Source organism: Flammeovirga yaeyamensis (assembly GCF_018736045.1).
GTDB lineage: Bacteria > Bacteroidota > Bacteroidia > Cytophagales > Flammeovirgaceae > Flammeovirga > Flammeovirga yaeyamensis.
In genome coordinates, this window is record NZ_CP076132.1 from 1,296,172 (window position 1) to 1,313,741 (window position 17,570).

A 17,570-nucleotide genomic window follows, 5' to 3' on the forward strand; every position below is an offset into this window, starting at 1 on the left:
TTACAGATAAGATATAGAATGAGCAAAAAAGATAAAATAGCAGTCATTGGTATGGGAGGATTATTCCCAGGGTCATCCGATTTGGATACCTTCTGGAATAACCTACTCGATAACAAAGACCTTGTTACTCGTTCTGATGAACAGACTTTCGGACAAGATCCCGAACGTTTGTATCATACAGAAAAGGGTAAGCTCGATAAATGTTACGCGGTTCGTGGTGGTTACGTACGTGACTTCCAATTTGACCCTCAGGGATACAATATCTCTAAAGACTTACTAACAAAACAAGACGATCAATTTAAGTGGTCGTTACATGTAGCTCAACAAGCTTTACAAGACAGTGGTTACTGGCAAAACACTAAGGATAAAAACTGTGGTGTTATTGTGGGTAACTTGTCATTTCCTACACGTCGTTCTCGCCAAATATTTGCACCAATTTATGCAGATATGGCTGGTCAGGTATTCACAGAGCTGACAGGTGAACAAGTGAAAGTTCCTTTTGCTAACACCGATTACGATGCGAATATTCATGAAACTTTATTGACGAATTCACCTTCTGCCTTGATTGCTCAAGCAGTAGGATTAACGTCGACCAACTATTCTCTTGATGCAGCATGTGCATCAAGTTTATATGCCATCAAATTAGCCATTGATGAATTGCAATTGGGTAAAGCCGATATGATGTTGGCAGGTGCTGTAAGTGGTGCCGATCCATTGTTTATTCACATGGGCTTCTCTTATTTCCATGCATATGCTCGTATGAATGAAAAGTCAGCTCCTTTAGATAATACTTCAGGAGGATTGACATCATCAGAAGGAGCGGGTATGGTGGTCTTGAAAAGACTAAGTGATGCGCAAAAAGATGGTGATAAAATCCTAGCAGTTATTGATGGTGTAGGTCTATCGAATGATGGTAAAGGGAAATTCCTTTTAAGTCCTAATCCAAAAGGACAAAAGCTATCTTTCGAAAGAGCTTACAAAGGCACCAACTTAACTCCAGGAGAAATTGATTATCTAGAGTGTCACGCAACAGGTACGCCACTAGGTGATACCACAGAGATCAATTCAATCAGCGATTTCTTTGCACAAGAAGAGGTAAGACCTCCATTCTTAGGTTCAGTAAAATCGAACATGGGACACTTGCTAACAGCTGCCGGTATGACAGGTATGTTGAAAGTGATCTTGGCGATGCAAAAGAAATTTATCCCAGCTACAATCAAAATTGATGGTGCTGTACATTCCAACGATCAAAAGGTCGGTAGAGATCAAATGATGTTGGAAAATAAAGAATGGCCACAAAAAGGAGAGTTACCTCACGCAGGTATCAATGCTTTCGGTTTTGGTGGTACAAATGCCCACATGATCTTATCCGCTTACGATGAGAAAGTAGAGGCAGAAAAAGAACAGATTACATCACCCAAACAACCTCTTTCAATTGTTGGCATGGATCTTCACTTCGGTGGATGTGCCAGCTTGGAAGATTTTTATTTATCACTTTATCAGGGTCAGCAATTCTTCAAGGACCTTCCGGCCAATCGTTGGAAAGGTATGGAAGAATTGGAGACCCTGAAGAAAGGATTGGGGTTAGAAGATATAAAACGCTTGAAAGGAGCGTGGTTGGAAGAATTTGATTTGGATATTCTTCGATTCAAAATCCAACCGAAAGAAGCGGAACGTTTAACGTTGCAGCAGACTTTAATGTTAACAGTGGCAGACCGAGCATTACATGATGCAGGTTTGAAAGAACTCGAAGGAAAAGGAGCCAACATTGCCGTATTAACAGCAATGGAATCTGAATTGGAAATCCACCACCGTATGGGACGTTGGGATCTAATTTGGCAGGTAGAGAAAGCATTGGAAATGGCAGGTCTAGAAATGGATGTGCAGAAAAAAGAATCACTTTCTGATGTTTTAAAGAACTCTGTATTCCAAGCCTTCGAAGACCACTCTCCATCGGAACACACAGGCTTTATCGGTAACATTATCTCAAGTAGAGTTTCTGCTCTTTGGGATTTTACTGGACCTTCATTCACAATTTCATCCAACGAAAATGCGGTGTATAAAGCATTGGATGTAGCGAGAAATATGTTGGCTTTAGGTGAAGTAGATGCCGTAGTAGTAGGTGCCATCGACTTGGCCGGTAGCATGGAAGGTGTATTGAGCCGTCATGTTTTAAACCCAGTCAATACAGGTGATATTTCATTCGGTTGGAACACAGAAACAAACGGTTGGAATATCGGTGAAGGTGCAGGTGCTATTGTGATCAAGAGAGCTGAAGACGCGAAAAACGATCGTGTGTATGCTCAAATTGATGATGTAGCCATTGTACAATCTGATTTATCATCTCTGAATGGTGAAATTAACCCTCAAGCCGTAGCACAAGGAGCAGAAGAATTATTACAAAGTAATGGTTTGAATGCCTCTGATATCGGATTGTTGGAAGTGTCAGCATCAGGTATTCCTTCTGAAGACAAAGCAGAGATTGAAGGATTAACATCAGTATATCAATCAGAAGACGAGAAACTGACATGTGCCTTAGGTTCGGCCAAAGCCACTGTAGGTCATACGTTCTCAGCTTCAGGTATCGCTTCGATTATCCGATCAGCTTTAGCTTTATACCACAGATTTATTCCAGCTACTCCACAGTGGTCGGGGCCTAAATTTGAGGAGAAATTTAAAAACACACCTTTCTACGTTCCTCAGGTATCTTCACCATGGGTAGTAGAAGAAGGAAAAGATACATTAAGAGCAGCGATCTCAGGTTTAGCGACTGATGGTTCTTCGGCACATGTTTTAATGTCAGAAGGATCTCACCCTCAACTGGACGAGCGTAGCCCTTACTTAGCCAAAGGAGGAGAACGTTTATTCCCTCTATCTATTGAAAGACCGGCGGGTATTAACGAGCAACTGTTAGGGATTCTAACAGATGTGGAGACCTTAGGTTTCAATGAAACATCAGACAAACTTTGTGAGGCATTTAACCCTGCAGCACCTATTAAACCAATTTTCGTTGCTAAAAACGAGAAGGAATTAATGCGTGATGTTGCCTTCTTCCAAGCACATATGAAAGATGCTTATAAAGGAAAGAAAGCGTTACAAATGCCAACAGGTAGTTACTACAATCCTAACCCAATCGGGAAAGATGGAAAAGTAGCTATGGTCTACCCAGGTTCTGGTGCAGCTTATCAAGGTTTTGGTGCATCTTTATTGCAGATGTTCCCAAGCTTATATGACCACATCAAAGATTCTGTAAACTACCCGAACAGAGCGTTCTTTACAGAATATTTATACCCTAGAACACTGAAAAAGCCAACGGCTGAGGAAATCAAATTACAAGAAGAGAATTTGGGAACCAATGCACTTCCTGTCATGGCAATTGGTGTTGCCTTTGCGACGGCCTATACAGTGCTTCTTCAAGATATCTTAAAAGTAAAAGCAGATTCTTTGGCAGGGTATAGCATGGGGGAAACGTCTAGCTTATGGTACGGTCAAGGACTTTGGGATGGACATCAAGTAGATGAAAAATTCTTAGAGTCGAATATCTTCTCTGAAGTGGTTGGCGGTGCAATGACTGTTCTTGGTGAAGAATGGGGCATGGACGCTGCTACTGCAAAATCAAAATGGAGAAGCCGTTTGATTACCCTAAATGCACAGACACTTGGTTATGCAACGCTAGAAGATTGGTTTAGAAACGAGGTGGAAGGGAAGTACGAAAGAGTGTACTTAACGTTCATCAATACCGATTCTGAAATCATATTGTCTGGTGATAATGACATCCTAGAAGAGATCATGCAAAAGTATGCCCTTTCTTCGGTGACATTAACCATCAACAACTGTGTGCACCATCCATTTATCCGTAGAGTAACGGAAGAATTCATTACGATGCACAACCTTCCATTACAGAAGGAAGTGACAAAAACAGTGTATTCTGGTGTAACACAAAAACCTTTAGTGATCAATGAAGAGGTGATTGCCAACAACGCCAAAGAGGTATGTTGTCAAGAAGTGAACCTTCCGAAATTGATTAGAAGTATGCATGCGGATGGTCATCAATTATTTATTGAAGTGGGGGCAAATGCCACGCTTTCGAGATGGATTGGTGAGATCTTAAAAGGAGAAGAGCATGCAACAATTGCTACAGACCGTAAAGGATCTGATTCATTGAAAAGCTTCATGGGTATGATCGCTCAATTGTTAGGTCAAGGAGTAGAACTTGATCTTCAAGCCATCATCGCCAAAACATCAATGAAAGGCATTCAAAAGAAGAAAATCTTTAAAACTTTACATACTGGAGGAAATCGCTTTAAAGAATTTGCATTCACTGCAGAGAACAAGGCAGCCTTCATAAATTCAACGAACAGAGTCAACACCGCAGAACCTGTATTGGCAGGAGAGGAGTTCGACATGTTTGCTTTATCAGAAAAAGAAGAACAAACTACCAAAGATATGGATAAGAATTCAACCTTAGATGTGATTGAAAATAAGGTGAAACAAAAGATCGCTGAGAATGGCTTGGCGCTTTATGATTTCGATGCACCTGATTACAAAGCGAGCAAGAAAGATGCAATCTGGAATGAACAAGATCTATTGACTTTCGCTACAGGTAAAATTGCTGACGTATTTGGTCCAGAGTACTCAATTATCGACACGTATCCTTGTCGTGTAATGTTGCCAATGCCTCCATACTTATTGGTGAGCCGTGTAACAAAATTGAATGCCAAAACAAACGAGTACAAGCCATCGAGCTTAACAACGGAATACGATATTCCTTACAACTCATGGTTCGCTACAGACGGTCAAATTCCTTGGGCAGTAGCAGTAGAATCTGGTCAGTGTGACTTATTATTGATTTCATATTTGGGGATTGACTTCCAAAACAAAGGAGAGTACAAATACCGTCTACTAGACTGTACATTGACTTTCTTGGACGATCTTCCATTCGAAGGACAAACATTACGTTACGACATCAGCATCGATAGCTATGTTCGTAATGGTAACAACTTATTATTCTTCTTCCGTTACGACTGCTATGTTGAGGACAGAATGGTATTGAAGATGCGTGGCGGATGTGCCGGTTTCTTCAACGAAGCTGATTTGGCAGAAGGTCAAGGTGTAGTCTACAAACCAGAGGAATTAGAAGAAAGAAACAACCGTAAGAAGCAATTCTTCGAGCCACTTTTACACTGTGATAAAACTACTTTCAACCAAGAGGAGCTTTTAGCGTTAACTCAAGGTGATTTAGAAGGTGTATTTGGTTCGGATTACAATACATTAGGTAGAAACAAATCATTACGTCTTCCTCCAAAAGATATCTTGATGTTGGACCGTATCACTAAGTTAGATATTAAAGGTGGTCATGCTGGTCTAGGATGGATTGAAGCAGAGAAAGATTTGAAAGCCGACGATTGGTACTTCCCTTGTCACTTTAGAGATGACGAAGTATTAGCAGGTTCATTACAAGCTGAAGGCGGTGGACAGTTATTACGTTTCTTAATGTTATACATGGGTATGCAGCGTTTAACAAAAGACGCTCGTTTCCAACCTGTATTAGACATCCCTCAAAAAGTAAGATGTCGTAAAGAGGTAAACGCTAAAGATGGTAAGCTAATTTATCGTATGGACGTGAAGGAAGTAGGTTTAGTTCCTGAGCCATACGTAGTAGCTGACTTAGAAATTATCTATGACGGATTGTCGTCTGTATACTTCGAAAACTTAGGTCTTCGTTTACAAGAAAAAGACAACCCTCAATATAAAAAGGACTTAGCCAACACGAACCACGGTGTGTATGTGAAGCCAGTGAACAAGCCCGTTTTATTAGACGAAGGCGACATCACTCAATTCGCATTAGGTCCGGTATACAAATGTTTCGGCGATGAGTACAAAGTATTCGAAGGACGTTCATTATCACGTCAGCCAAACACGGATCTTCAAGTAATCTCTAGAGTTTTATCAATCAGCAATGAGAGACATGACTTTAGTAACAATCCAACAATCATTTCAGAATATGATGTTCCTGTAGACGCATGGTACTTCAAGCAAAATGCTTCTCCAGTAATGCCTTATTCAGTATTGATGGAAGTAGCCCTTCAACCATGTGGTTTCTTAGGTGCTTACTTGGGATCAACTTTATCTGTGCCAGACAAAGACTTATTCTTCCGTAACCTAGACGGTGACGGCGAGATGTTAGTAGACGTTGACCTTAGAGGTAAAACAATCACCAACAAAGTAGTGATGACGTCGCATACCAACCTTGCAGGTACAGTATTGCAACGTTACACTTTCGAACTTTCAGTGGATGGAACAGTATTCTACGTAGGTCAATCATCATTCGGATTCTTTACTGTAGCCGACCTATCGTCTCAAGCAGGTCTTGACTCAGGCGAGAAAGTAGCTGCATGGAAAGATGTAACAGCTTACGACAAGAAGAATGCAATCACATTCAACTTAGATTCATTGTTCGGTAAAATGAAGTTGTACAAGTCGACCAACCCAGCTTCTCCAAGATTACACTTGGCAGAAGATCAGTTGAACTTGTTAGACAGTGCTACAATCATAAAAGAAGGTGGTAAGTACGGTAAAGGTTATATCCACGCCACTCGTGCCATCCATAACTACGATTGGTTCTTCACTTGTCACTTCTACCAAGATCCTGTAATGCCAGGTTCATTAGGTGTTGAAGCGATCCACCAAGCAGTTCAAGTTTGGGCATTGCAAAACAACTTAGGTGAGGGCATGACCAATGTAGGTTTCAATCACCACGCTCCAAACAAAACAGTTTGGAAATACAGAGGTCAGATTCTTCAAGGAGATCCAACAATGAACTTGGATTGCCATATCAAAGAGGTGATCAAGGAGAATGGTAAAGTGGTAATTTTAGTAGATGCGAATCTTTGGAAAGGAGATTTGAGAATTTATGAAATTACGGATCTTTCATTGGTGATCAGCTAATTATCCTCCAAAGAGCTTAAGAGGGCCATCCACGTATGGCCCCTCTCGAATGCCCCTCATAAGCTTATTTAATTTCTAAAAAATGAATACAACAGCAATACAAAACAGCGGCTTAAAGACATCCACAAAATCCACTTCCAAGTGGTTCGGTGCTTCAAGCTTTGCAAAATATACAACTGAGGAGATCAAGCAGCAGTTTGAGAAATTGGACAAGCAGCTTTTTGTTATCAGAAACCAAGAAGGAACAGTAGGTGTAGCGGATGGTATGGGTACAGCCACATCATCTGATTTACAATCTGCAGAATTATTAGCCAATATTCCTGCTTATGCTCCAGAAGCATTGGGAGATCCATCGTTCAGAGCAGCTTATGGTTTGAAATATAACTACATGGGTGGTGCCATGGCCAACGGTATTTCATCAGAAGATTTGGTGATTGCCTTAGGTAAGGCAGGGATGCTTTGTTCTTTTGGTGCAGGTGGTTTGATTCCTTCAAGAATCGAGCAAGCAATTGATAAAATTCAAACGGCTTTACCTAACGGACCATATGCGTTTAACTTAATTCACTCGCCAAACGAAGTAGCTTTAGAGCGTGAAGCTTGTGAGTTGTTCTTAAAGCGTGGAGTGAAAGTGATTGAAGCGTCTGCATTTATGGACTTAACGCCATTTGTAGTGAAGTTTAGAGCGGCAGGGTTACGCAAAAATGCGGATGGATCGATCCATATGGAAAACAAGATTATCGCTAAGGTATCTCGTTTAGAAGTAGCGGAGAAATTTATGCGTCCGGCACCAAAGTCGATCTTAGATAAATTGGTAGCAGAAGGTCAGATTACAGCAGAGCAAGCGACATTAGCCTTGTCTGTTCCTATGGCCGATGACATTACAGTAGAAGCAGATTCTGGTGGACATACAGATAACAGACCATTGGTGTCGTTATTGCCATCGGTATTATTGCTAAGAAATAGAATCCAAGAAGAATTGAACTACCCTGAGCAAGTACGTGTAGGTGCTGCCGGTGGTATTTCAACACCTCAATCGGTATTGGCAGCTTTCGCTATGGGTGCAGCATTTGTAGTGACAGGTTCTATCAACCAAGCATGTTTAGAGTCGGGTGCATCAGACCATTCTCGTAAAGTGCTAGCACAAGCGGGTATGACAGACATCATGATGGCGCCAGCATCAGACATGTTCGAATTGGGAGTGAAACTTCAGGTATTGAAGAAAGGTACGTTGTTCGCCTTAAGAGCACAAAAGTTATACGATACATACATCGCTTACGATGGTATCGATGCTATTCCAGCCAAAGAAAGAACAACTTTAGAGAAAACCGTTTTCCAAGATACGTTAGAGAACATCTGGAAAATGTGTATCGAGTTTTTCCAAGAGCGTGATCCAGAACAAATCACAAGATCAGAAAATAATCCAAAGCGTAAGATGGCATTGATCTTCCGTTGGTACTTAGGTCTTTCTTCATCATGGGCTAACCGTGGTGTGAAAGGTAGAGAGTTGGATTACCAAATCTGGTGTGGTCCTGCCATGGGTGCATTCAACGAGTGGGTAAAAGGTACTCCTCTTGAGCAATGGGAAAACCGTAAAGCAGTAGACGTTGCACATGCTTTATTTAACGGTGCAGCCTACCTGTACAGATTGCAATACTTAGAGATGCAAGGTGTACAAATCGATGGTAAATACAAGGCTGCGAGCGTAAGATATTAATCAAGCGCGAACAGACTCATTCATATCTTATTTATTATAGACCCCGGGACTTTTGGTGCCGGGGTCTTTTTGTTTGAAGGTTATATATGTTATGAGTTGTAGATTGATAACGTGAAAAAGTTTTAAGTAACGTTTATAGATTGATAATTAGAATAGAGAGGATTTTTTTTAAGTAATAGTAATTAATTAGTAATTTTATTTTTTGGAAAGAATTTTTTGCAATCAATTAAAATGAATCTAGAATTTATATTACTTCAAGCAGATACTATTGGAGCTTCAATTGACTCTGCATCTGTTGCTAGTGCTTACTTCAATAAGGTAGCAACAGAATTTGTATCAGAATCATGGGGAATAGTATCATTTATTGTTTTATCAGCAGGTACTGGAGCTCTTGGGTCATGGTTATTTAAATTTCTAACTCCCAGACCTAGAATGAAGATATCCCCAATTATCGTTTATGATAAAGAAAGAAAGTTATATTGGTTTAAGATAGTGAACAAAACTTGGAAGTCTTTATTTAAAGTTAGAGTAACTTTACTGCATCATGAGATGATTGACTCTGATACTAAATGTACAATGGCTCACTTTATTAATTTGGAAGGAACAGCAGGTCAAGGTGAGATAACATTTGATGGTTATAAATGGTGGAAATCGGATTATACAGATCACGTTACCCATGTTAGATGTAATGCATCTACACAGTTACATAATAAATTAGCTGATCAAGATGAAATATGTCTTCAAATAGAGGCTACCCATTCAACTACTGGTGAAACTAGAATGTTCAGTCATCTATTCACAAAAAAGAAAGATATTTTACCTGGACATATCCATGATTCAACGAATGATTTATATGGAATAGAGCAAAAGCTGGCTGAAGAGTTAATTGGACAATAGTATTAAACTATTGTAAAATTTGCTAAATAATTAGTTATTTGCTAATTTTCCATCGTATTATTAACTAGCAAAATAAAAACATAAACAATCTAAAGAATATCATAATGTCAAACACTAGAATTTGGAGTCGTATCTGGTAAAAACTAGTCGACCAAAAAATGAAACAAAACGAAATTTAATAATCATTAAAAAAGCCCTTTTATTTCATAAAGTAAAAGGGCTTTTTATTTAAATATCTTCAAAACGGTTCGCTGTGTTAAGCCGATAGACGTCACCACGAACTAGCATATTCTTTTAAATTTGAAACCTAAAAAAACTATAATATTCATCCCAAAACATCGACCTCCAACAGATTATTTTTTATACCATGATAGTTAGAAGCACTAGAATATAAGTAGTCTTTCGTATCTTGAACAATTCGTGCTTTGATAGGATTGTTATAAGTATAATCTAAACATTATTGTTGTTTTACAGATGTATCCAAAAGAATAGGGTTATTGTGCTGTATCCAAAATTGATACATTTTATTCCTGGAATTTTTCTGACCAGCTCTTTGAAACATCCAGAGCATCAATTCTTTTCTACTTTCAACTACATTGTTCTGAATATTTTTATAATAGATTTAAAAGTGTACTTTTTGAAGTCTCTAAGAATGTCTGAGATGTTTATATGTAATCCTTTTGAAATAATAAGATGAATATGATTACTCATTATCACATATGCATGAATAATTAGTTCTTTTTCCTTTTGGCAATATTTTAGACTTAAAGGACGATATTATGGTATTCTTCTTTTTGTAAAAAAGTCTATCCAATATTCCACAGAAATAGTAACAAAATAAAATACCTCTTTATCTTAGAAGATATGTTTTCTTGCCATGTTGAATCGTTTTAATTAGTTTTTATTTTTGAATTTAGTGATAAGGGAGTTGGTAATGAAATGTTTTTTGGTTTTAAGTCATATCCTTAAATTAGTGTGGAGAGATATGATAAATTTTAGTTAAATATTATATTTGATTAATTATAATATTTAACTAAAAAGTAGAATTAATGGAAAAGGAGCAAACTGAAGAAGATTTAAGAATGGCAAGGGAATTTGATAGTTTAAGACATGATTTTTGGAGGCTATCTCAAAGGTCAGATAAAATTAAAAAGACTGCTATGTTTAATAGTCTTCTCAATAAAGTTTTTCTCATATTATATAAATCGTATGCATTGGTATTTGGGGCAAGTTCGAGTGGATTATTTTACTTTTTGAAAGAGAATAAAGATGAAGACTCTTCTATCATTAATTTATTAAATAATAATCTTGGTCTACTTAGTCTTTTAGGTTTATTAGTTGGGGTATTTGAGCTGATGGATAAGTATCTTAAATTTGAAAAAACTACTAATTATTGGAGTGAAATAGTACCTGACTTTCAGAAGTTAAAAGAAGAAACTTTAGATATTTATGACAAGATAAATCTTAGGATGATCTCCGATGATTTAAGCAATGATAAAGAAAGTTACAAAAAGCTTAAATCAAAGTACGATAAATTGATAAATGACAAAAAGATATCAACTGGTATTGTAGGATTTGTAGCTGAAATAATATCAGATATTCAATATAAAAATCACACAAACAATCATTCAAAATAATAATGAAACTTATAGTATATTCACCATTAAAAGCTGGTTTAAGAATTGAAGTAATAAAGAATAGAAAGGAGAAATATAATTTTACATTAAAAATAGATGTAATGTCTTCCTCTCAATTAGCTCAATATAGTAGAAATAGACCAAGAACAATTAGAAGTTTGAGAGGTGGTAGAGCTAACAAAGGTTTACCACGACGTTATAAAATTGGTAAAACAAGTATTGTAACAGCCAATGATTTAAATAGTATCATATACCAAATACAGGAAGTTATTAGGTATCAATTTTATGCGAAATTTGAGAATGAAGACTATTTAAGAAATGACTTAGAAAAAGCTCTTAGTAGATATCTTGAAAGTGGAAATATAACACGAAATACATTTAAATATTATAGTATTAAAGCTTTAGTACCTTTACCTGAAGCTCCAAGAAAGCCTTTGAGAGTAAGACCTAAACCAACTCCAAATAATGAAGAACCACCAACCGAAGAAGCATAAAAAACATTTGTTAATAAATATATTATCATCACCTAAAACAAAACCTTCTATGTGTGTGATTAATTAGGTTAGTACTATCATTGAAAGATTACCGTTTTGTAGAGCCATAACGCTTTGTGGTTCACGTACCATTAGAAATTCCAAAGTTCTTAGTAACGACCTAAATCAAATATCTATGGGTTAAGCTTTCGACCTTGTCAAAAGACTTTATATAGCTAAAAAAAGAGGTCATTCAGAGATTTTTTCACTCTAAATGACCTTCTTTGGTATTTTTATTAACGATTAAAACATTTTCAAATGTTCTTTTATAGGTGATTTTATCAGTTTATTCAAACTCACCAACTCCAGCTCATAATTCCCTTTCGGAAGAGTAGGAACCATAAAGATCACCGCTTTATTTTCATTACTGATTAGCTGTGATACTTTCGTTTTGGATTGATCCTCAAGATTCACAAAGAATAAACCTACTTCCTCTTGATGTGCCTCATCTCCTTCAATTTTGATGCGATCTCCAAAAAGGGTGACGGCATTGTTTGGTGTGATTTCATTATTCACGTCTCCCGTCAAGCTATCGGTCACTCTTAATAATACAGGGCCGGTTTGTGCTTGTCCTAATACCGTTACTTTGGTTTTAACAATAATATCTTTTTGTAGTGTTAAGCGAATGCATCACTACGAACTATACTTGACTTATTACAATTGTTATTTTGGTTATAAGTCGAAGACTTATACGGTGGGAAAGTTCTTAGTGACGCCTGTCGGCTTAACACTAATCACAGAGATGATATGTACATAAAAGGGCGTTTTTTGTATATGACAATGATTATGTGTACATAACATGTACATGAAAATAACCTTATGTACATATTTTGTTGTTTTATGTACATATAGAGTTTGATATGTTCATGATAGAAACATTATTCAATCAACCTTATTCGAAAATTGAAAATGTAACAACTAGTTTGAAAATCGATAGAAGAACCGCTACGAAATATTTAAACGAGTTAGTCAAGATCAATATTTTAGAAGTGCAGAAGGTAGGGAAAATAAATTTATACATTAATAGAAGGCTGTTTGAGCTACTAAAAAGTTAGATTCAAAGTTTTACTACTATAGATAAGAAATAAAATCTTTTACTGTTTGTAGTGTTAAGCGAATGCATTACTACGAACTATATTATTGTTTAAGTCTGTGACTTATTACGATTGTTATTTTGGATATAAGTCGCAGACTTATACGATGGTTAAGTTCTTAGTGACTCCTGTCGGCTGAACACTAATAACAGGGGGCACCTAACCAAAAGCATCAATAGCGGTTTTCATCGCCAAAAACATTCTTCCCGAATCTAATACTATAAAACCGTAATGTTTATAAAATGAGACTGCTTTTTTATCTATAGGATCCACGATAATTGCTGAAGAAGCGATAACGTTAGAAGCCATAATACATGTTTTTATCGCATGTGCCAATAATGCACCTCCAACTCCTTTACCTTGGTATTTGGAATTAACGGCTAACCTTCCAATTAAAGTAACATTTAGATTTTTGTATTTCGCCTTAAAATGTTCAGGAACATCAGAGGCAGAAATACCGTCATTAGATAAAGTGTAATAGCCTTTTATTTCGTTTGCTTGTTCATCGTATGAAACATAAACAACAGCCAAGCGATCTTTCTGATCTTGATTAGCCGTTTCTTTGAGGTATTTATTTAATGATTCGTTGGTACAGTCAAAACGCTTTCTTTCTTTACCATGTTTAGTTTTACTTAGTTTTTCTACACTCATAATAAAGTATCGATGTTCTGTACTGCCTTCTTTAATGCCTCATTTGATTCTGGAGGATTTTCTAAGGTTTTAAAAAATAATTCTTTATCTCTTTCTGTTTGAAGAATTTGCTCATGTGCCTCAATTATTTCATCAGATTTCTCATCCATAACAGAAATAATAAAATTATTTAAAGTACTAAACCCTTTAATTTTAGCAGCCTTTTGATATCGTTCTTTTTTTTCGGCAGGAAGTTGCGTTTCCATTCGAGCTTTTTTAGTCGTATTCATAATGTAAAATTACGGAAATATTACGGAAATAACGAATTTAAGACACTAATATGATTTAATATTTAAGTATTCAAATGGCATAATATCAGTGTTTTATATGTTCGTATTTCAAAAATAGGTCTACTTGATTGTTTTCATTAGTCATCGTTAAAGTCAGGTTTTATTAAAAAAATATTTATGTGATGTTGAATGAATCATTGAGAGTGTGATGATACTTTTACCTTTTAGGAATTTTTTGTTTATGATCTAAAGAGTCATTAGCTTTAGGTAGTATCGTTATCGCAGCTTGCAATGAGTGTTAGTATTCAAATCGGGTGTAATATTAAAGGGTAATTCTTTAATAATCAAGGTTTTTTTGACAGAGGTAGTAGTGCGTGGTGTTAAGAACGGAGTATGTTTTTTTACTGTTGGATCTACTCTATTTAACTTACTGTACAGTTAAATAGAGCAGGTCAATCACTTAGTTATAAATTCTTTAAACCTTTTTTATTTTAATTTTTATAAGGATCATTTTTTTCATCATAAGTGAATTCATTCCAAGGTGCATAACTTTTTAACTTATCGAATAGGTCTTTAGGTATAACACCAGAGAAGTTATTGTTTTCAATTTTAAAACTCCAAAATTCTTCAAAATTCAATAAGTAAGAAGGAATTTCTCCTTCTAATTGATTGTCATTTAGCAGTAAATTATTTAAGGTTAATAAATTACTCCATTCATTTGGAATAACTCCTGAAAATTGATTGTAACTCAGTTTTAATGTAATCAATTTAGATAGCTGTGAAAAAGAAGTAGGCAATGTTCCTTCCATTCTATTATTACTTAAATCCAAGATTTCTAGACTATCTAAATTTCCAATCAAGGATATATTTTCTTGAGTAATTTCATTGTCATTTAAATACAAGAATTTAAGATCTTTCAAATGACTAATAGAAGAAGGAATATTACCTTTTAAACCCTTACCAGATAAATTTAAAGAAATTAATTTTCCATTATTATCAACTTTAAGATTTCTCCATTCTCTTACTGGTTTATCACTATTAAAATCATGATCTTCATTCCAATTTGGTCCATCCATTTCATTGTAAATAGCTAATAACGCTTGCTTAACTTCAGTACTAACATCAGGTCTTGTATAACCATCTCTTTTGAAGATAAAATAATGAGCCAGAGTTTTATTGTTACTTAAAGCTCTTAATTCTAATTCATTTTCATTCAATAAAGTTATCTCGTAACTCAAATTTAAGTCTCTATGATATATTGGAAAAGCACCATTCTTAAAATCAAGAAATACTTTATCATCTTCTTTATAAAGATCCCATTTCCACTGGTTTGTATTGGGAAAATCAATTTCATAAGTAATATGGTTATTTTCATCAATTAATAACTTTCCCCCTAAACTATCATAATAGCTTCTATTCTTTTGGTCACTATCATCAAAAACCAATGTTGATTGATTGTTTATCAAACTAAATAAGCTATCTTCTATAGAAAAACTCATTTGATCATCATAAACTCCTCTTCCTTCAAATTCATCAATTTCACATACCCACCAAGTAGGTTCGTAAGATTCTCCAGGGCCAATTGCAATATGCCCTCTGTTACCTTTATCAAGTAACCACATTTTATTATCAGACCCTACTAAATAGTCGAAATAAGGTTTCTTCCAGCTTTCTATTGTTGGTTCTTCCGTTTCTTTTTCAGTTTCTTCTTCTGTTGGTTTTTCAGTTGGTTTTTCAGTTGTATCAATAGGTTCAACTTCATTCTTAGTACAAGATATTGTGATAATAAATAGTACTAGTAGATAAATTGTTTTTTTCATTTCACTAATAGATTGTTTGTTTACTTTATTAAGGTAAAAGTACTTTATTCATTTGAAGTTTAAAATTCACTCATAAAAAACTAGTTCTTCTTGATATCTATTGGCTGAATACCAAGAAAATTTTCTCCTCCAAAAACTTTTGTAAGCATGTACAAGTTAGTAATCTGAAGAGAAAATATCTACAATAATGTTTATCAAATACAATCTAATAACGCCCTGTTAGATTAAATCCAATATAAAATGTACAACAGTTTAAAAATCTATCAAAAGACACGTTTAAAAGTAGCCTTTAGATGGCTTTTAATTCTATTCTATCTTGTAGCAGGTATCAATCATTTTATACATCCACAATTTTATATTCCTCTGATCCCTCCTTATTTTCCTTATCCCGATCTCATCAATTTGATAAGTGGTGCTGTTGAAATTTTATTGGCATTGGGAGTACTTTTTTCAAGTACCAGAAAAAGGGCTGTACAAGGTATTATTCTGATGTTAATCGCTTTTATACCTTCTCATGTCTATTTTATTGAAATTGGGGCATGTGTGGGCCTGCAAAGTTTATGCACTCCTATTTGGGTCGCTTGGGTGAGATTGTTACTTATTCATCCTTTGCTTATTGTTTGGGCTTGGTCAGTAAGATAGGTTTTCAAATTTAGATTCGATATAACAAAAAAACCGGGGTTTAATTCTGAAAATTAAACCCCAGTTTTAGTGATATTCAATTAAAATGGTATATGGGTTGACATTGGATTATAGAATGTAACGCCGTAAGAGAAATAAATATCTTCTAAAAACTCAGGTCTACCACCGTGTATTACACCTTCAGTATCTGTAAAATTATTGTTGTGAAAATCCATTGTACCTAAAAAAACATTATTGGTATCGTAAACGTTAAATTTAACTTCACTATTTCGTACATATTGATCTTCTATAGTTCTTTTTAATATTAATGATAGTTGACCTTCATTATCATGATCTTTTTTGTAGATGAGGTGTTCTTTATTATATAACATTAAATGAGCAGTATCTAAAGCAAAATAAGTATCAACATAATAGGTGTCTTGATTATTTCTGCTCTTTAAAACCTTTTTATTCATTCCATAATATACATCATAGTAGCCTTTTTCAGATGAATTTTCATCATAATTAATATTTACGACAAAGTGATCTTCAAAGTACTCAAATCTTTTAATGTAGTCATTAGTATAATAGTTATTTGATGCACATTTTATCGTACTAAACCTTTGTTGATCATCGTAGGTATATTCATATCGATAGCCATAACTTCCAGGGATTTCTACAATTGCCACTCTATTTTGTTCATCGTAAGCCACGTGTCCATCATAAGGAATAGGATAGTTGTTCTCAAATCGATCTATTCCTAATCCGTTTTCAGTGCCGTGTTGATTGTAAAATATTAAATTGTAATCCCCTTCACTATATGATTCATGTAAAATGCGATTAAATGGACTTAGAAGGTTATTTTTTACAGATCTAATTAGACCAGTTGAAGAATTGATATATGTAATTAAATGTGGGGAATTGGTCATTTCATAATCTAATTCTACTTGATAATCTGTATCGTTAAAAGTAACATTCGTAGTGATTACAGAATCATATTCATCTGTAATATGTTTGAATGTAATAATGTCTTCACCAAATTTTCCTAGTTGTGGAATCGAAGCAGTAGTTTTAAGTAATGTATTTCCATCTAATTCTGATGTCATAACGTAATTACCGCCATAACACCCTCTCATGATTCTGTCGAAGGTGTAGATAAAATCATCAGTTCTGAATAAAGGTCGTTGTGGATGTGGTTGTGGTTCTTTTTCTTCAACTTCAGTAGTTGTATCATCATCAGGTACAATTTCTGGAGTGACTTTTTCTTCTGTACAACTACTAAGTACAGCAACGAAATAAAGGATGAAGAATAGTTTGTTGAAAGAGATTTTCATTAGTAAAAAAAGTTTATGAATTTTTGTATAGTTAAATAGATTGGTCTTGAAA

The 17,570-nt window shown here is 35.4% G+C and carries 12 protein-coding genes and 1 pseudogene; 7 read left to right on the top strand and 6 right to left on the bottom strand.

All coding sequences use genetic code 11. The features are described from left to right. The first annotated feature begins 18 nt into the window (after positions 1–18). From KMW28_RS04990 to KMW28_RS05000, 3 genes are all read left to right on the top strand, one after another. Positions 19–6,948 (top strand): beta-ketoacyl synthase N-terminal-like domain-containing protein, encoded by a 6,930-nt coding sequence (locus tag KMW28_RS04990; RefSeq protein WP_169664404.1) that lies wholly within the window; start codon positions 19–21, stop codon positions 6,946–6,948. A gap of 82 nt (positions 6,949–7,030) precedes the next feature. Then, positions 7,031–8,662: a PfaD family polyunsaturated fatty acid/polyketide biosynthesis protein gene (locus tag KMW28_RS04995; protein WP_169664405.1), complete on the top strand. Its 1,632-nt coding sequence runs from the start codon at positions 7,031–7,033 to the stop codon at positions 8,660–8,662. 231 nt (positions 8,663–8,893) lie between these two features. Beyond that, positions 8,894–9,559: a hypothetical protein gene (locus KMW28_RS05000; protein WP_169664406.1), complete on the top strand. Its 666-nt coding sequence runs from the start codon at positions 8,894–8,896 to the stop codon at positions 9,557–9,559. 591 nt (positions 9,560–10,150) lie between these two features. Here the strand turns inward: KMW28_RS05000 and KMW28_RS28685 are convergent. After that, positions 10,151–10,306: pseudogene (locus tag KMW28_RS28685) on the bottom strand (transposase); the annotation flags it as partial. Positions 10,307–10,608: 302 nt separating this feature from the next. Between KMW28_RS28685 and KMW28_RS05010 the strand changes: the two are divergent. Continuing rightward, positions 10,609–11,196: a hypothetical protein gene (locus tag KMW28_RS05010; protein ID WP_169664407.1), complete on the top strand. Its 588-nt coding sequence runs from the start codon at positions 10,609–10,611 to the stop codon at positions 11,194–11,196. 2 nt (positions 11,197–11,198) lie between these two features. Continuing rightward, complete coding sequence (locus tag KMW28_RS05015) at positions 11,199–11,690, top strand: hypothetical protein (RefSeq protein WP_169664408.1); 492 nt, start codon at positions 11,199–11,201, stop codon at positions 11,688–11,690. A gap of 282 nt (positions 11,691–11,972) precedes the next feature. Here the strand turns inward: KMW28_RS05015 and KMW28_RS05020 are convergent, their stop codons facing one another. Next, the gene (locus KMW28_RS05020; protein WP_169664409.1) at positions 11,973–12,269 is read right to left on the bottom strand and encodes a DUF4469 domain-containing protein; all 297 of its coding nucleotides are present in this window, start codon (positions 12,267–12,269) and stop codon (positions 11,973–11,975) included. A gap of 326 nt (positions 12,270–12,595) precedes the next feature. Between KMW28_RS05020 and KMW28_RS28690 the strand changes: the two genes are divergently transcribed. Continuing rightward, the gene (locus tag KMW28_RS28690; RefSeq protein ID WP_369074749.1) at positions 12,596–12,784 is read left to right on the top strand and encodes a hypothetical protein; all 189 of its coding nucleotides are present in this window, start codon (positions 12,596–12,598) and stop codon (positions 12,782–12,784) included. A gap of 198 nt (positions 12,785–12,982) precedes the next feature. Here KMW28_RS28690 and KMW28_RS05025 read toward each other — a convergent pair whose 3' ends face one another. The 3 genes from KMW28_RS05025 to KMW28_RS05035 all read right to left on the bottom strand — a co-directional run bounded on the left by KMW28_RS05025 (position 12,983) and on the right by KMW28_RS05035 (position 15,563). Continuing rightward, on the bottom strand, positions 12,983–13,474 hold the full coding sequence (locus KMW28_RS05025) for a GNAT family N-acetyltransferase (RefSeq protein ID WP_169664410.1): 492 nt from the start codon (positions 13,472–13,474) through the stop codon (positions 12,983–12,985). Beyond that, the gene (locus KMW28_RS05030; RefSeq protein ID WP_215585807.1) at positions 13,471–13,743 is read right to left on the bottom strand and encodes a type II toxin-antitoxin system TacA family antitoxin; all 273 of its coding nucleotides are present in this window, start codon (positions 13,741–13,743) and stop codon (positions 13,471–13,473) included. The genes KMW28_RS05025 and KMW28_RS05030 overlap by 4 nt, the downstream gene beginning before the upstream one ends. 491 nt (positions 13,744–14,234) lie before the next feature. Further along, positions 14,235–15,563: a hypothetical protein gene (locus tag KMW28_RS05035; RefSeq protein ID WP_169664412.1), complete on the bottom strand. Its 1,329-nt coding sequence runs from the start codon at positions 15,561–15,563 to the stop codon at positions 14,235–14,237. A gap of 240 nt (positions 15,564–15,803) precedes the next feature. Between KMW28_RS05035 and KMW28_RS05040 the strand changes: the two genes are divergently transcribed. Further along, the gene (locus tag KMW28_RS05040; protein WP_205958187.1) at positions 15,804–16,205 is read left to right on the top strand and encodes a DoxX family protein; all 402 of its coding nucleotides are present in this window, start codon (positions 15,804–15,806) and stop codon (positions 16,203–16,205) included. 80 nt (positions 16,206–16,285) lie between these two features. Here KMW28_RS05040 and KMW28_RS05045 read toward each other — a convergent pair whose 3' ends face one another. Then, on the bottom strand, positions 16,286–17,518 hold the full coding sequence (locus KMW28_RS05045) for a hypothetical protein (RefSeq protein WP_169664413.1): 1,233 nt from the start codon (positions 17,516–17,518) through the stop codon (positions 16,286–16,288). Positions 17,519–17,570: the final 52 nt, after the last annotated feature.

What these genes read in the sequence shown, in the direction of transcription:
- KMW28_RS05040 (WP_205958187.1), top strand. Translation starts at nt 15,804, where the DNA reads ATGTACAACAGTTTAAAAATCTATCAAAAGACACGTTTAAAAGTAGCC.
- KMW28_RS05000 (WP_169664406.1), top strand. Translation starts at nt 8,894, where the DNA reads ATGAATCTAGAATTTATATTACTTCAAGCAGATACTATTGGAGCTTCA.
- KMW28_RS05030 (WP_215585807.1), bottom strand. Translation starts at nt 13,743, where the DNA reads ATGAATACGACTAAAAAAGCTCGAATGGAAACGCAACTTCCTGCCGAA.
- KMW28_RS05025 (WP_169664410.1), bottom strand. Translation starts at nt 13,474, where the DNA reads ATGAGTGTAGAAAAACTAAGTAAAACTAAACATGGTAAAGAAAGAAAG.
- KMW28_RS04990 (WP_169664404.1), top strand. Translation starts at nt 19, where the DNA reads ATGAGCAAAAAAGATAAAATAGCAGTCATTGGTATGGGAGGATTATTC.
- KMW28_RS05015 (WP_169664408.1), top strand. Translation starts at nt 11,199, where the DNA reads ATGAAACTTATAGTATATTCACCATTAAAAGCTGGTTTAAGAATTGAA.
- KMW28_RS28690 (WP_369074749.1), top strand. Translation starts at nt 12,596, where the DNA reads ATGATAGAAACATTATTCAATCAACCTTATTCGAAAATTGAAAATGTA.
- KMW28_RS05010 (WP_169664407.1), top strand. Translation starts at nt 10,609, where the DNA reads ATGGAAAAGGAGCAAACTGAAGAAGATTTAAGAATGGCAAGGGAATTT.
- KMW28_RS05045 (WP_169664413.1), bottom strand. Translation starts at nt 17,518, where the DNA reads ATGAAAATCTCTTTCAACAAACTATTCTTCATCCTTTATTTCGTTGCT.
- KMW28_RS05035 (WP_169664412.1), bottom strand. Translation starts at nt 15,563, where the DNA reads ATGAAAAAAACAATTTATCTACTAGTACTATTTATTATCACAATATCT.
- KMW28_RS04995 (WP_169664405.1), top strand. Translation starts at nt 7,031, where the DNA reads ATGAATACAACAGCAATACAAAACAGCGGCTTAAAGACATCCACAAAA.